Source organism: Acidovorax sp. HMWF018 (assembly GCF_003061035.1).
GTDB lineage: Bacteria > Pseudomonadota > Gammaproteobacteria > Burkholderiales > Burkholderiaceae_C > Acidovorax > Acidovorax delafieldii.
Window position 1 is genome coordinate 1 of the sequence record NZ_QAIM01000543.1, and the last position, 14,357, is coordinate 14,357.

The 14,357-nt window shown below is 65.6% G+C and carries 14 protein-coding genes; 8 read left to right on the top strand and 6 right to left on the bottom strand.

Translation table 11 applies throughout. From position 1 onward, the window contains the following. The 4 genes from DBR23_RS22960 to DBR23_RS29760 all read left to right on the top strand — a co-directional run. A partial coding sequence (locus DBR23_RS22960) for a polyprenyl synthetase family protein (RefSeq protein WP_108499688.1) occupies positions 1-894 on the top strand: 894 nt, incomplete at its 5' end. A gap of 91 nt (positions 895-985) precedes the next feature. After that, positions 986-2,881 (top strand): 1-deoxy-D-xylulose-5-phosphate synthase, encoded by a 1,896-nt coding sequence (gene dxs, locus DBR23_RS22965; protein WP_108499689.1) that lies wholly within the window; start codon positions 986-988, stop codon positions 2,879-2,881. Positions 2,882-3,126: 245 nt separating this feature from the next. Then, positions 3,127-4,209, top strand: a complete 1,083-nt coding sequence (locus DBR23_RS22970; RefSeq protein ID WP_015015263.1) for a TRAP transporter substrate-binding protein — start codon at positions 3,127-3,129, stop codon at positions 4,207-4,209. 29 nt (positions 4,210-4,238) lie between these two features. Beyond that, positions 4,239-4,400, top strand: coding sequence for a hypothetical protein (locus tag DBR23_RS29760; protein WP_158276486.1), 162 nt, complete (start codon positions 4,239-4,241; stop codon positions 4,398-4,400). Between the two features lie 282 nt (positions 4,401-4,682). Here DBR23_RS29760 and DBR23_RS22975 read toward each other — a convergent pair whose 3' ends face one another. The 3 genes from DBR23_RS22975 to DBR23_RS22985 all read right to left on the bottom strand — a co-directional run bounded on the left by DBR23_RS22975 (position 4,683) and on the right by DBR23_RS22985 (position 8,428). Continuing rightward, entirely contained in the window at positions 4,683-6,470 is a 1,788-nt protein-coding gene (locus DBR23_RS22975) for a TRAP transporter large permease subunit (RefSeq protein WP_099730915.1), read from the bottom strand. Between the two features lie 27 nt (positions 6,471-6,497). Then, complete coding sequence (locus tag DBR23_RS22980) at positions 6,498-7,118, bottom strand: TRAP transporter small permease subunit (protein ID WP_056748212.1); 621 nt, start codon at positions 7,116-7,118, stop codon at positions 6,498-6,500. Positions 7,119-7,300: 182 nt separating this feature from the next. Then, complete coding sequence (locus DBR23_RS22985) at positions 7,301-8,428, bottom strand: substrate-binding domain-containing protein (protein ID WP_108499690.1); 1,128 nt, start codon at positions 8,426-8,428, stop codon at positions 7,301-7,303. A 64-nt stretch (positions 8,429-8,492) separates the two neighbouring features. Here DBR23_RS22985 and DBR23_RS22990 point away from each other — a divergent pair, with 64 nt between their 5' ends. From DBR23_RS22990 to DBR23_RS23005, 4 genes are all read left to right on the top strand, one after another. After that, positions 8,493-9,230, top strand: coding sequence for an ABC transporter permease (locus DBR23_RS22990; protein ID WP_108499691.1), 738 nt, complete (start codon positions 8,493-8,495; stop codon positions 9,228-9,230). Further along, positions 9,227-9,955: a phosphate ABC transporter ATP-binding protein gene (locus DBR23_RS22995; RefSeq protein WP_108499692.1), complete on the top strand. Its 729-nt coding sequence runs from the start codon at positions 9,227-9,229 to the stop codon at positions 9,953-9,955. The genes DBR23_RS22990 and DBR23_RS22995 overlap by 4 nt, the downstream gene beginning before the upstream one ends. Before the next feature lie 80 nt (positions 9,956-10,035). After that, positions 10,036-10,872 (top strand): extracellular solute-binding protein, encoded by an 837-nt coding sequence (locus DBR23_RS23000; RefSeq protein WP_108499720.1) that lies wholly within the window; start codon positions 10,036-10,038, stop codon positions 10,870-10,872. Positions 10,873-10,881: 9 nt separating this feature from the next. Next, on the top strand, positions 10,882-11,715 hold the full coding sequence (locus DBR23_RS23005; protein ID WP_108499693.1) for a molybdate ABC transporter substrate-binding protein: 834 nt from the start codon (positions 10,882-10,884) through the stop codon (positions 11,713-11,715). 100 nt (positions 11,716-11,815) lie between these two features. On the opposite strand, the gene DBR23_RS23010 is transcribed toward DBR23_RS23005, so the two are convergent. The 3 genes from DBR23_RS23010 to DBR23_RS23020 all read right to left on the bottom strand — a co-directional run. Beyond that, the gene (locus tag DBR23_RS23010; RefSeq protein WP_108499694.1) at positions 11,816-13,513 is read right to left on the bottom strand and encodes an AarF/ABC1/UbiB kinase family protein; all 1,698 of its coding nucleotides are present in this window, start codon (positions 13,511-13,513) and stop codon (positions 11,816-11,818) included. 15 nt (positions 13,514-13,528) lie between these two features. Then, complete coding sequence (locus DBR23_RS23015; protein ID WP_108499695.1) at positions 13,529-14,014, bottom strand: DUF2269 domain-containing protein; 486 nt, start codon at positions 14,012-14,014, stop codon at positions 13,529-13,531. Then, positions 14,011-14,357, bottom strand: a 347-nt coding sequence (locus tag DBR23_RS23020) for a DoxX-like family protein (RefSeq protein WP_108499696.1), incomplete at its 5' end; no start/stop codon positions are given. The genes DBR23_RS23015 and DBR23_RS23020, both read right to left, overlap by 4 nt.

A 14,357-nucleotide genomic window follows, 5' to 3' on the forward strand; every position in this document is an offset into this window, starting at 1 on the left:
CGTGTGGAGCAGGCGCTGTCCTTGTGGGTGGGCGACGGCGCTCCGGCAGGGCTGGGCGACGCCATGCGTTACGCCGTCCTGGACGGCGGAAAGCGCCTGCGACCCTTGCTGGTGTTGGCTGCCTACGAGGCGGCGCGCAGCGGCACTTCGGACTCCGTGGCACCCGATGGCGCGGCGGTTCAGGCAGCTCTGAACGAAGCTGCCCTGCGGGCCGCGTGCGCGGTGGAGCTGATCCACGCGTATTCGCTGGTCCACGACGACATGCCCTGCATGGACAACGACGTGCTGCGCCGTGGCAAACCCACGGTGCATGTGCAGTTTGGCGAAGCCCAGGCCCTGCTGGCGGGTGACGCGCTGCAGGCCTTTGCGTTTGAACTGCTGACCCCCGACAACACCCTGATCCCCGCTGCCACGCAGGCGGCTTTGTGCCGGCTGCTCGCGCGGGCTGCGGGATCGGCCGGCATGGCGGGCGGTCAGGCGATTGACCTGGCCAGCGTGGGCTTGGCGCTGACCGAAGCGCAATTGCGCCAGATGCACCGTCTCAAGACAGGCGCCTTGCTCCAGGGCAGCGTGCTCATGGGGGCCCTGTGTGGCCACGCGGCGCCCACCGCCTACCAGGCCCTGTCAGACTATGGCGCTGCCATGGGGCTGGCGTTCCAGGTGGTGGACGACATCCTGGATGTGGTGGCGGACTCGGCCACCCTGGGGAAAACGGCGGGCAAGGACGCGGCCGCAGACAAACCCACCTACGTATCGTTGCTCGGTCTGGAGCGTGCGCAGACCTACGCGCAGGAGCTGCTGGCCGAGGCCCATGCGGCCCTGGGCCGCAGTGGCTTGCCCGACACCCGTGCCCTGGCAGCCCTGGCGGACATGGTCGTGCGCCGCTCCCACTGAGCCCGGCCCTGGTCCCTGGCGACTCTCTCAATGTCCAAATGCCTGCTGGTGCTTGAATCTCTTGCGCTCGTAGCTATCAAAAGAATAGTCAATGTCCACGACACCCTTCCCCTTGCTGCAGACCATCAATGACCCGGCAGACCTGCGCCGGCTCTCGCGCGCGGACCTCAAGGTGCTGGCGACCGAGTTGCGCGAGTTCGTGCTGCAGAGCGTGTCGCAGACCGGTGGCCACCTCAGCTCCAACCTGGGCACGGTGGAGCTGACCGTGGCTTTGCACCATGTCTTCAACACCCCGGAAGACCGCCTGGTGTGGGATGTGGGCCACCAGACCTACCCGCACAAGATCCTGACCGGCCGCCGTGACCGCATGCACACGCTGCGCCAGATGGGCGGTATCTCGGGCTTTCCGCAACGGGCGGAGAGCATCTACGACACGTTTGGCACTGCGCATTCCAGCACCAGCATCTCGGCAGCCTTGGGCATGGCGCTGGCTGCCAAGCGCAAGGGCGACAACCGCCATGCCGTGGCCATTATTGGAGATGGCGCGATGAGTGCCGGCATGGCGTTCGAGGCGCTCAACAACGCGGGTGTGGCCGACTGCAACCTGCTGGTGGTGCTGAACGACAACGACATGAGCATCAGCCCGCCCGTGGGCGCGCTCAACCGCTATCTCGCGCAACTGATGAGCGGGCAGTTCTACGCCGCCGCCAAGAATGTGGGCAAGACCGTTTTGCGCCCCGTGCCGCCCCTGCTCGAATTTGCCAAGCGCTTCGAGCAACAGGCCAAGGGCATGGTGGTGCCCGCCACGCTGTTCGAGAAATTCGGCTTCAATTACATCGGCCCCATCGACGGGCACGACCTCGATTCGCTGATCCCCACCCTGGAGAACATCAAGAGCCTCAAGGGTCCGCAGTTCCTGCATGTGGTCACCAAGAAGGGGCAGGGCTACAAGCTGGCCGAGGCCGACCCCGTGGCCTACCACGGCCCCGGAAAGTTCGATCCCTCCGTGGGCCTGACCAAGCCCGCCACGCCGCCCAAGCAGACCTTCACCCAGGTGTTTGGCCAGTGGCTGTGTGACATGGCGGCGCAGGACGCGCGCCTGGTGGGCATCACGCCCGCCATGCGCGAGGGCTCGGGCATGGTCGAGTTCGAAAAGCGCTTTCCGGACCGCTACTACGACGTGGGCATTGCTGAACAGCACGCTGTCACGTTCGCTGCGGGCATGGCCTGCGAGGGTGTGAAGCCCGTGGTTGCCATCTACTCCACGTTTTTGCAGCGTGGCTACGACCAGTTGATCCACGACGTGGCCTTGCAGAACCTGCCCGTGGTGTTTGCACTGGACCGTGCGGGCCTGGTGGGCGCCGACGGTGCCACGCATGCAGGCGCCTATGACATCCCGTTCGTGCGCTGCATTCCGAACATGAGCATGGCCTGCCCGGCTGACGAGCGCGAATGCCGCCAGTTGCTCAGCAGTGCGTTTGAACAGGACCACCCCGTGGCCGTGCGTTACCCGCGTGGTAGCGGCGCGGGTGTGGCGCCGCTGGCAGCGCTCGATGGCCTGCCGTTCGGCAAAGGCGAGATTCGCCGCGAGCGCAAGGGTGATGCGAACGGCAAGGCGCCCCGCATTGCCATCCTGGCGTTTGGCACCTTGCTGTATCCCGCGCTCGAAGTGGGCGAGGCGATCGATGCCACCGTGGTCAACATGCGCTGGGCCAAGCCCATCGATGAGGCCTTGCTGCGCGAGGTGGCCGAGCGGCACGACGCCCTCGTGACGGTCGAAGAGGGCGCCATCATGGGTGGGGCGGGCAGCGCAGTGACCGAGGCACTCAACGCCATGGGCATCGTGCGCCCCGTGTTGCAGCTGGGGTTGCCCGATGTCTTTATCGAGCATGGTGACCCGGCCAAGTTGCTGGCGTTGCAGGGGCTGGATGCAGCCGGCATTCGCGCATCGATTGCAGCGCGGTTTTTGCCAGGCAGCGCGGGCTAAAAGGCGGAGGGCTGCGGTCAGCGCAGTGCGTTGGCTTTTGGTTGCCGGGAGGGTCTTTGCACCGCTGTCGCGCAGATGCTTGCAGAACCCTGAAGGTGTGTGTTGGCGCCGAAATTTCGCGGGAAAACCCGCAAAAGTCCTGGGGGGCATGTTCCTACAATGGTCCCGGCTGAAACATGTCCTTGGTCGGCCGTGCACAACGCGTGCGCACCAAGTTTTGCAATCAATATATCGGAGAGAACCTCATGGATCGTCGTTCAATCATCAAGCATGCTGGCATTGCCGGTGTGCTGGCTGCAGGCGCTGCGCCCGCCGTCCACGCCCAGGCTGCCATTCGCTGGCGTCTGGCCTCCAGCTTCCCCAAGTCGCTGGACACCATCTATGGCGGCGCTGATGTGTTCTCCAAGGCCGTCAAGGCCATGTCGGGCGGCAAGTTTGAAATCTCCGTGCACGCTGGTGGCGAGCTGATGCCTCCCTTCGGCGTGGTGGACGGCGTGCAGCAAGGCACCGTGGAAATGGCACACACCGTGCCTTACTACTTCTACGGCAAGAACCCCGCCTTCGCGCTGGGCTCGGCAGTGCCTTTCGGCTTCAATGCCCGCCAGATGAACGCCTGGATGTTGCATGGCAACGGCCGCAAGCTCATGAACGAGTTCTACGGCGGCTTCAACATGATCAGCTTCGCAGGTGGCAACACCGGCACGCAGATGGGTGGCTGGTTCCGCAAGGAAATCAAGTCGCCTGCCGACTTCAAGGGCATGAAGATGCGCCTGGGTGGCGGCCTGATCGGTGAAGTGATGCAGAAGCTGGGTGCTGTGCCTCAGAGCATCCCTGGCGGCGAAATTTACCAAGCCCTCGAAAAGGGCACACTGGATGCCGCCGAGTGGGTGGGTCCGTACGACGACCAGAAGCTGGGCTTCAACAAAGTCGCTCCGTTCTACTACTACCCCGGCTGGTGGGAAGGCGGTCCTGAAGTGGACTTCTTCGTCAACCAGAAGGCGTTCGACGGCCTGTCGGCTGAGAACAAGGCCATCATCGAAGCTGCAACCAACGTGGCCCACGTGGACATGCTCGCCAAGTACGACGCGCTGAACCCCACGGCCCTGAAGCAGCTCGTGGCTGCCAAGACCAAGGTGCTGCCTTTCTCGCAAGCTGTGATGGATGCTTCGTTCAAGGCTTCGATGGAAGTGTTCGCCGAGAACGACGCCAAGAGCCCCGAGTGGAAGAAAATCTACGCCGACATGCGTGCCTTCCAGCGCGACCAGATCCTCTGGTTCCGCTTTGCCGAAGCCCGCTACGACACCTTCATGTCTGCACAGAAGATCTGATAGCCCGGCTGCGGCGCAAGCCGCAGGGCGTGTCGATCAGAAAACCCGCCTGGTTCGCCTGGCGGGTTTTTTTGCGTCTGGTGGTGGGGTGGGGTGCTCGGTCCAAAGGTGCTGCGGTGCAGAAGACGCTGGTAGGTCGCACGGCGATGTTCGGCCGGCTGGGGCTCAAGGTGTCGCCCCTGTTGCTGTGATCTGCACGTCTGCGCGATCCCTCGGTAGGCGCTTGCCAGCGGGTTCAGTGGTCCGCAGAGGGCAGCACCTCAAGGCGTGGGTGGCGGCCTATGTGCTATGAGACTGGGTGGATCAGTGTGAATTGGCTCCTTGGGTTGAGTAGGGGGCCGAGCCGTCCGTTAGTGGCCCTGTCTTAGGCCACGCGCTGCGCGAGACAAGCCCATGAAAAAAGCCCCGGCAGACGATATCTGCCGGGGCTATGTTTGCTTCAGGGGCTGGTCAACAGCCCTGTGCGGTTCGGATCACTTCTTCTCGTTGGCCAGCGAATCCTGCAGGGCCTTGAGTGGGTCGTCTGCAGCGGGGGCCGCAGTATCGCCAGGGGCAGCTCCAGCGCCTTCCATGCCAGCCGTGGGGTCGGTGGCCTCGGGGGCTCCGGCCGCGTCGGGCATGGTGGCTTCCATTTCCATACGGACCTTGTCCAGGTCATACACCTCGGCCTTGTCTAGGCCGCTGGAGACGATGCCTGGGAAGGCGATGATCAGGCCCACCATCATCAACTGGATGATCAGGAATGGGATGGCACCCCAGTAGATCTGCGGCGTGGTCACCGGCGCAATCATCTTCTTGGTGACCTTGTCGAGGTACTCCTTCGCCGGGGCCACGCTGCGCAGGTAGAACAGCGCGAAGCCGAACGGTGGGTGCATGAACGAGGTCTGCATGTTCACGGCCAGCAGCACCCCGAACCAGATCAGGTCAATGCCCAGCTTGTTGGCCACCGGGGCCAGCAGCGGCACCACGATGAAGGACAGCTCAAAGAAGTCCAGGAAGAACGCCAGGAAGAACACCATGATGTTCACGACGATCAGGAATCCCAGCTGTCCACCAGGCAAGCCGGTCAGCAGGTGTTCCACCCACAGCGGGCCGTCCACGCCCTGGAAGGTCAGGCCGAACATGGTCGCGCCCACCAGGATGAACACCACAAAACACGACAGCTTGGTGGTGGTAGTTACGGCCTGCTTGAGCAGCGAAAGGCTCAGGCGACCACGGATGATGGCCATGATGCCTGCGCCCAGCGCGCCCATGGCGCCGCCTTCGGTGGGGGTTGCAACACCCAGGAAGATGGTGCCCAGCACCAGGAAGATCAGCAGCAGCGGGGGAATCAGCACGAACGTCACGCGTTCCGCAGCCTTGGACAGCAGGCCCAGGCGGGTGATCTTGTTGACGCTGGCGACCACGAAGGCCAGGGCCACGCCAAAGCACATGGCCACCACGATGGTTTCGTCCAGCGCCACGCGTTCCACCGCCTCGCCCGACCACCAGGTGTGCAGGGCGGCCATGTTCTTGGCCACATACATCGAGGCGGCAACGCAGATGCCGGTCAGCACCAGCAGGGAGGTCACACCGCTTTTGCCGTTGTCGTCACGCAGCGTACGGGCTTCGGGCGGGATCGCAGGCACCCATTGGGGCTTGAAGATTGCCAGCAGGATGACGTACAGCGCATAGAAGCCGGTGAGCATCAAGCCGGGCAGGAAGGCGCCCTTGTACATGTCGCCCACGCTGCGGCCCATCTGGTCGGCAATGATGATCAGCACCAGCGACGGCGGAATGATCTGTGCGAGCGTGCCGGACGCAGCAATCACGCCCGCAGCCAGTCGGCGGTCATAGCCATAGCGCAGCATGATGGGCAGCGAGATCAAGCCCATCGAGATCACCGACGCGGCCACCACGCCCGTGGTGGCGGCCAGCAGCGCGCCCACAAAGATCACGGCCAGTGCCAGGCCACCCCGGATGGGGCCAAACAGCTGGCCAATGGTGTCCAGCAGGTCTTCCGCCATCCCGCTTCGCTCCAATATGAGCCCCATGAGCGTGAAGAACGGAATGGCCAGCAGGGTGTCGTTCTGCATGATGCCGAAGATGCGCAGCGGCACGGCTTGCAGCAGCGCTTCGGGAAGTACGTTCAATTCAATGCCGATGAAGGCGAAGAAAAGTCCACAGGCGCCCAGACTGAATGCGACCGGGAAGCCCACCAGCAAGAAGCAGATGAGCCCCGCGAACATGATGGGGGCGAGGTTATGGGTCAAAAATTCCATGGTGTGTGCTCCGCTTGGTAGGGCCGCTCAGTGAGCCTCGGCCTTGTTCTTGCCGTTGCCCTTGGCGGCTTCGGCCAGGTTGCGGATGGATTCAGCCAATTCTTCCTCGGCCGTCTTTTCGACCTTCTTGACCGTCGGATCTTCGATCAGGCCTTGCAGAAAGCCCAGGCGCTTGATGAGTTCAGAAATGCCTTGCAGCCACAGCAGCGTGAAGCCCAGGGGCATCATCAGGTACACGGGCCAGCGGATCAGGCCACCTGCGTTGTTGGACATTTCGCCCGATGCCAGTGCGCGCGTGAAGAACGGAACCCCATACCAGAGCACAGCCAGGCACATGGGGGTGAGAAAGACGATGTAGCCGAACACGTCGATCCAGATCTGCGTGCGCTTGGAAAAGCGGCTCGAGATCACATCGACCTTCACGTGCTCGCCCTGCAGCAGCGTGTAGCCAGCTGCCAGCAGGAACGACGCAGCAAACAGGTACCACTGCACTTCCAGGAAGGCATTGGAGCTGATGTTGAACGCCTTGCGCACCACGGCGTTCACGCCGCTGATGACCGTGGAGGCCAGGATCAGCCAGACCACGTACTTGCCGACCTGGGTGTTAATCCAGTCGATCCCTCTTGATAACTTCAATAGAGCCTGCATGGTGTCTCCAATAAAAAGGCTGTGTGTGCGAGATGCCCGGGCCCCGCGCGGGTAGGCGCTGGGGCAGGGCACACTTTGACGACGGCGCGATTCTACGGAGCACTGTAGGCGGAGTCTGACAGCAGCGTGACGGTGTTATCCCGCAGCAGCTGCTCATTCTTCAGCTATCAAAACTGCAGCAATTAGGGTTTCTTCCTAGGCGTGGAAGCACGCTTTTTCCGCGCAAATTGCCACCACGGCAGCACCGTGCTCATGGCCTGCACCTCGCCGCAGTGCCAGGCGGTGTAGCCCGGCAGCGTGGTCATGTGTGCCAGCCATTCAGGTGTTTGCAAGAGGGTGCGCAGTGCCAGCGTGGCGGGCTGGTCCAGGCTGGCTTTCAGGCATGCCAGGTGGTAGCGCTCGTGCACCAGGGGGACAAACTCCAGCCCGCGCGCGCGGGCCGCCAGCTCGATGCCCATGCCCACATCGGCAGCCCCTGCAGCCACGGCCTGGGCGATGGCGGTGTGGGAGGGTTCGTTGAGCGCGTAGCCCACGATGCTCCCTGGGTCCATGCTGGCCTGGGCCAGCAGGTCGTCCAGCAGCACCCGCGTGCCCGAGCCCAGCGGCCGGTTGATGAAGCGGGCGCCGGTGCGGGCCACATCGGCCAGGCTGCGCAGACCCAGCGGATTGCCGGGGGCCACGATGAGCCCTTGGGTGCGCTGTGCGAATCCAATGATCTTGTGCAGCCCGGGCTGTAGCAGTGGCTGGTAGGTGCGCGCGGTGAGCGACTGTGCGGCTGCGTCAGCCACGGTGTGAAAGCCCGCCAGGGTGCAACGCCCCTCGTTCAGCGCTCGGATGGCGTCTACGCTGCCGGTGAACCGGATGTCGAGGTGCAGCGCGCCCACATCGGTCTGTGTGGCGGCATGGGCACGCAGCGCCGCCAATGCATCATCATGGCTGGCGTAGAGGGTGAGCACATGGGCGTTGGGGTCGAAGGCCACGGCAAACGCGCGCTCCAGGTCGGCGTGCAGCGCGGCAATCTGGGGCGCCAGGCGGGCCTGGGCCTGGCGTTCGGCCCACAGCAGCTTGCTGCCGAACTCGCTGAGTTGCGCCGACTGGCCCTTGCCCCAGATGATCAATTCGCCGCCCAGCTGGTCTTCCCAGCGTTTGAGGGCGCCCCAGACATGGCGGTAGGACAGGTCCAGCGCGCGCGCAGCGCCCGAGATGGAGCCATGCTCGGCCACGGCCTGCAACAGCTCGGGCAACGGATTGCGGATGAGCGCAGTGCCCGCGTCGCGGCTGAGTGTGTAGTGAAGTTGGACCCTATGCACGGGAGTTCATATCGCTGGATATTGGATGGGTGCCTACGATAGCCCAAACCGATCCCCTGGCCCCATGTCCACCCTCACCGAAAGCGCGAGCACAGCGCTTGAACTCACCCTCTCGTCCGACCCTGTCCTCTGGACCATCGTGGGCCGTTCCTTGTCTGTCAGCGCCACCGCCTGTGTGATGGCCTGCGGGGTGGGCCTGGTGCTGGGCGCCTGGCTGGGCGTGGCCCGCTTCACTGGCCGTGGCGCTGTGCTGGCGGTGCTCAACACCTTGCTGGCCGTGCCTTCGGTGGTGGTGGGGCTGGTGGTGTACCTGGTGCTCTCGCGCAGCGGGCCGCTGGGCTCGCTGGGCTGGCTGTTCAGCTTCAAGGCCATGGTGCTGGCGCAGGCCATTCTGGTGTTGCCGGTGGTCACCGCGCTCACGCGCCAGACGGTGGAAGACGCCGAGCGCGCGCATGGCGAGCAGCTGCGCTCCATGGGCGCCGGCCCGTTGCTGCGCAGCCTGCTGCTGGCGTGGGACGAGCGGTATGCGCTGCTCACCGTGCTGCTGGCATCGTTTGGCCGCGCGATCTCCGAGGTCGGTGCCGTGATGATCGTGGGCGGCAACATCGACGGCTTTACGCGCGTGATGACCACCGCCATCGCGCTGGAGACCAGCAAGGGCGACCTGCCGCTGGCACTGGCGCTGGGCATGATCCTGCTGGCCGTGGTGCTGGCGCTCAATGTGCTGATTGCATTGCTGAGGCGCTGGCGCGAGCGGGTGGATGGCTCGGCCTCCAGCACGCCGGTGGGAGTGGCTGCATGAGCGGGCCTTTGCCAACCCCCTGGGTGGACCTGCGGCAGGTGACCGTGCGCTACGGCCGCGTGCAGGCGCTGGACCAGGTCACGCTGCGCATCGCACCCGGCGAGCGCGTGGCGCTTGTGGGCGCCAACGGCAGTGGCAAGAGCACCTTGCTGCGCGTGCTGCATGGCCTGGCCGACACGCATGGGGGCGGCCTGCAATGCGATGCGTCGCTGCGCCAGGCCATGCTGTTCCAGCGCCCGCACATGCTGCGCACCAGTGCCCAGAACAACGTGGCCCTGGCCCTGTGGCTGCGCGGCACCCGCTGGCGCGATGCGCGCCCGCTGGCGCTGACGGCCTTGCAGCGGGTGGGCCTGCAGGGCATTGCAGCGCAGAACGCGCGCACCCTGTCGGGCGGCCAGCAGCAGCGTGTGGCGCTGGCCCGTGCATGGGCCCTGCGGCCCGATGTGCTGCTGCTCGATGAGCCCACTGCCAGCCTCGACCCCCACGCCAAGCGCGAGGTGGAGGCCCTGATGGCTGACTTTGCGGCCAGCCACGGCGCGGGCGGCCCGGTGCACCCCGTGACCATGGTGTTCAGCAGCCACAACCTGGGCCAGGTCAAGCGCCAGGCCAGCCGCGTGATCTACATGGAGCACGGCAGTCTGGTGGCGGACTTGCCGGTGCATGACTTTTTCAATGGCCCCTTGCCGGAGGCCGCCCGATTGTTTGTCAAAGGAGAGCTGGTATGACGCGAATTGACCCCCACGCTTCCCACTTCGTGTGGTCGCTGCCCCCCAAGGGGGCCTTTTCCTCTTGGGGCGGCCCGGCGATGAAAAATTTCAAGCCTTTTCGCGCGGGAGCGCTAGTGTCCAAAGCGCTGGCAGCTATTGTTTTAGTAGCGTCGAGTTCAGCGTTTGCGCAGAGCATCACCATGGCCTCCACCACCTCCACCGAGCAGTCGGGCCTGTTTGGCTACCTGTTGCCCGAGTTCAAGAAGGCCAGTGGCCTCGACATCAAGGTGGTGGCGCTGGGCACCGGCCAGGCGCTTGACATGGCGCGTCGGGGTGACGCCGACGTGCTGTTTGTGCACGACCAGGTGGCCGAAGAAAAGTTTGTGGCCGATGGCTGGGGCGTGAAGCGCTACCCCGTGATGTACAACGACTTCATCCTCATCGGTCCCAAGAACGACCCGGTGGGCACCAAAGGCAAGGACATCGTGCAGGCGCTGCAGAAGCTCTCTGCCGCCAATGGCAACTTCATCTCGCGCGGCGACAAGAGCGGCACCCACGCCGCCGAGCTGCGCTACTGGAAGCTGGCCGGTGCCGAGGCTGCAAATACATCGAAAGGCAGCGGCTACAAGGAATGTGGCTGCGGCATGGGGCCAGCGCTCAACATCGCGGCGTCAAGCGGCGCCTATGTGCTGGCCGACCGTGGCACCTGGCTCAACTTCAAGAACCGCGCGGACCTGGCCGTTCTGGTCGAGGGCGACACCAAGCTCTTCAACCAGTACGGCGTGATGGTCGTGAACCCCGCCAAGCACCCGCATGTGAAGTCGCAGGACGCGCAGAAGTTTGTGGACTGGGTGGTGTCTCCCGCCGGCCAGCTCGCGATTACGGGCTACAAGATTGGTGGCGAGCAGCTGTTCTTCCCGAACGCGGCCCAGTGAGCACTCCCCATGGCAAACCGTTCACCCGCGGCGGTGGCCGCTGCAGCCGCCGGGCTGGCCTGGGCCCTGGCCGGTTGTGTGACCGCGCCCGCCCAGGCGCCCATGGCTGACGCTGCCCCCGTGCAGGTGTATGCCGCTGGCAGCCTGCGCGAAGCGTTCACCGAGATCGCGCGCGACCACGAGGCCCGCACCGGCCAGAAGGTGGCGCTGACCTTTGGCGCCTCGGGCCTGCTGCGTGAGCGCATCGAGAAGGACGAGCCCGCACAGGTCTTTGCCTCGGCCGACACAGACCACCCGCAGCGCCTGGCGGCCCGGGGCGGCTGGCAGGCGCCCGTGGTGTTCACGCGCAACGCGCTGTGTGCGCTGACCAGCGAACAGATCAGCGCCACCCCCGACACCTTGCTGGCCACCTTGCTGCGCAGTGACGTGCGCGTGGGCACCTCCACACCCAAGGCCGACCTGTCGGGCGACTACGTGTGGGCGCTGTTCCGCCAGGCCGACAAGGTTCAGCCGGGTGCGTATGCCCAGCTGGACGCCAAGGCCCTGAAACTCACCGGCGGTGCGGATTCGCCCAAGCCGCCTGCGGGCCGGGGCACCTATGCCTGGGTGATGGACCAGCGCCAGGCCGATGTGTTTTTGACCTACTGCACCAACGCAGTGGCCGCCCAGGCCGAGGTGCCGCGCCTGCGCGTGGTGCAGCTGCCAGTCGCGCTGCAAGTAGGCGCCGCCTACGGCCTGACTGTGCGTTCAGATGCGCCCGCTGCGGCCCAGGCATTTGCCAGTGCGCTGCGCCAACCGCCTGCTCAGGCGGTATTGCAACGGTTGGGGTTTGGGCTGCCCTGAACGCGGGCGGCCGTCTGGTTGCGAGTGTGTGCACACGCCGCGTCTGTCTGCCTGGTGGGGTAGCGCGGCGTGTGCTTTTTAAACCAGTGGTATGCAGCGTTCAGTCATCATCGCGGTGATGGCTGCTGCGCCAGATGGCCCGCACCAGCCACAGGCCACACACCACGGCCCCAAAGAACCCCAGGAACCCAAACGCTGGCAGGCCGAACAGCGTAGGCCCGCCTTTCACGGTCATCACGATGGACGAGCCGATGATCAGCGCCGCAATCACCAGCGCCATGGCCAGCCGGTTGGCCGACCGGTCGATCTGGTCGCCCACGCGCTTGAGGTGGGCCAGCTCGATGCCCACTTGCAGGTGCCCGCGCCGCGCGTTGCGCAGCAGCCGTCCGATGTCGTCCGGTAGCTGCTCCACCGCGGCCAGTGCACGGCGCAAGGTGCTCCAGGCCCGCCCGGCCAGCACCTTGGGCTCATAACGCTCGCGCACCACCTGCTTGAGCAGCGGCAGGGCCTCTGTCGCCATATGGAAGTCCGGGTCGAGGTTGCGGCCCATGCCTTCGAGCGAGATGAAGGCCTTGATCAGCAGCGCCAGATCGGACGGCAGGCCCAGGTGGTGTTCACGCAGGATGGCCGTCACGTCGGCCAGCATCTGTCCCAGGCTCAGCTGCGCCAGGGGCACGCCGTGGTACTGGTCCACAAAGGCCTCGATCTCGGTTTCGAGCTGGCCCAGGTTCAGGCCCTGCGCGTCGCCCGTCCAGTCCAGCAGCACATCGGCCACGGCCTGGGGCTGGTGCTCCACCAGGCCCAGCAGCAGCTGCAGCAACTCGTCGCGCCGGCGCTGCGACAGGCGGCCTACCATGCCAAAGTCGATGAAGGCAATGCGGTTGCCCGGCAGGTAGAACACGTTGCCCGGGTGCGGGTCGGCGTGGAAAACGCCGTCCTTGACGATCATCTGAAGTACCGCCTGCGCGCCGCGCTGCGCCAGCACCGTGCGGTCAAAACCGGCCTCGGGCGTCAGCGCGGCCAGGGCGCCGCCGGGTGTGCCGTCGATGAAGTCCTGCACGTTGATGCGCTCGCGCGTGTAGGCCCAGTGCACGCGCGGGATCACGATGTGAGGCAGTGCGGCCATGTTGGTGGCAATGCGTTCGGCCTGGCGGCATTCGCCGGCCAGGTCCAGCTCGCGGCGCAACGAGCGCGCGAACTCGCGCACCAGTTGCTGGGGCCGGTAGGGCTTGAGCGCTGGCAGCTCTGCCTCGGCCAGCGCGGCCAGGCGCTGCAGCAGGCGCAGGTCGGCCTGGATGGTGTCGGCGATGCCGGGGCGGCGGATCTTGACGATGACTTCGCTGCCGTCCTGCAGACGCGCGCGGTGCACTTGCGCAATCGATGCGGCGGCCAGCGGTGTCGTGTCAAACCAGGCAAAGACGGCTTCGGGATCGGCGCCCAGGTCTTCGCGCAGTTGCGGGCGCAGGGCATCGATGGGCACGGCGGGCACCTGGCTGTGCAGCTTCTCGAATTCTGCAATCCACTCCGGGCCAAAAAGGTCGGCCCGGCCCGCGAGGATCTGGCCAAATTTGACGAACGCGGGGCCCAGCTCTTCGAGTGCCAGCCGTACCTGCACGGGGGGCTCCACGCGGGCCAGATCGGCGGCGTGGGTCCAGTTCAGCGCCTGGCCCGCGCGCTCCAGCCGGTCGGCCAGGCCCAGGCGGCGCACGGTGTCGCCAAACCCGTGGCGCACCATCACGCCCAGGATTTCCTTCAGGCGCCCCAGGTCGCGGGCAGTGTCCAGGGTCTCGATCAGCATGGGGCGATGATAGGTTCAGAAGTTCAGGGTGGGTTTGTTCACCATCAGGTAGAACACCACGGCCATGGCCACAAAGGCCGGGTAGCCCAGTGCCTCCCACCAGCGGGCGTAGCGCCAGTACAGAGGTGGCAGCACCCCGTCGCCCTGGGGCGCCTGTGCCGCCTCTACCGCCATGTCGCGCATGCGCAGCTGCAGCCACACCACGGGCAGCCAGCAGGCACCGGCCACCAGGTACAGCGCGATGGAGACGGCGAGCCACGGCGTGCTCCAGGGCAGCCCAGCCATGGCCGCCATGGCCAGCCCCGTGGCGGGCTGGATGAACACTGTGGGCGTGGTGAACCACCAGTCCGCCCGCACCACCAGGCGTGTGACCACCGCCTGCGCCTGCACATTGCCGCTGCGGTTGGTGAAGAACATGTAGAACGCCGAGCCCAGCCCGGTGCCCACCAGCAGCACGCTGGAGATGATGTGCAGCCATTTGAGGGTGAGGTACAGGCTCATGGCTTGGGTGGCGAGGTCGCGGTGGTCGAGTCTTGCAGCAGCACCCACAGGATGGCGGCGATCGGCAGGTTCTTGGTCAGCGGCCCGAAGGGGTGCAGCCACCATGCAGGGTGTATGGCCGTGGCCAGCAGTGTCATGGCCAGCATCACCAGCAGGGCCGCTCCATACGCCTTGCGACCGGGGCGGAGCGCCAGCCACAGCCCCAGCACCGCATCGGTAGCCGCCCCGGCCAGGATGATGGCGGTGGGTATCCACGATGTGTTGCCCTCGGTCCACGCGGCGGGTAGGCCCGCCAGCAGCTCGCGGCTTTGGCCGTGCAGCTCCCACACGCTGACCACGGCGG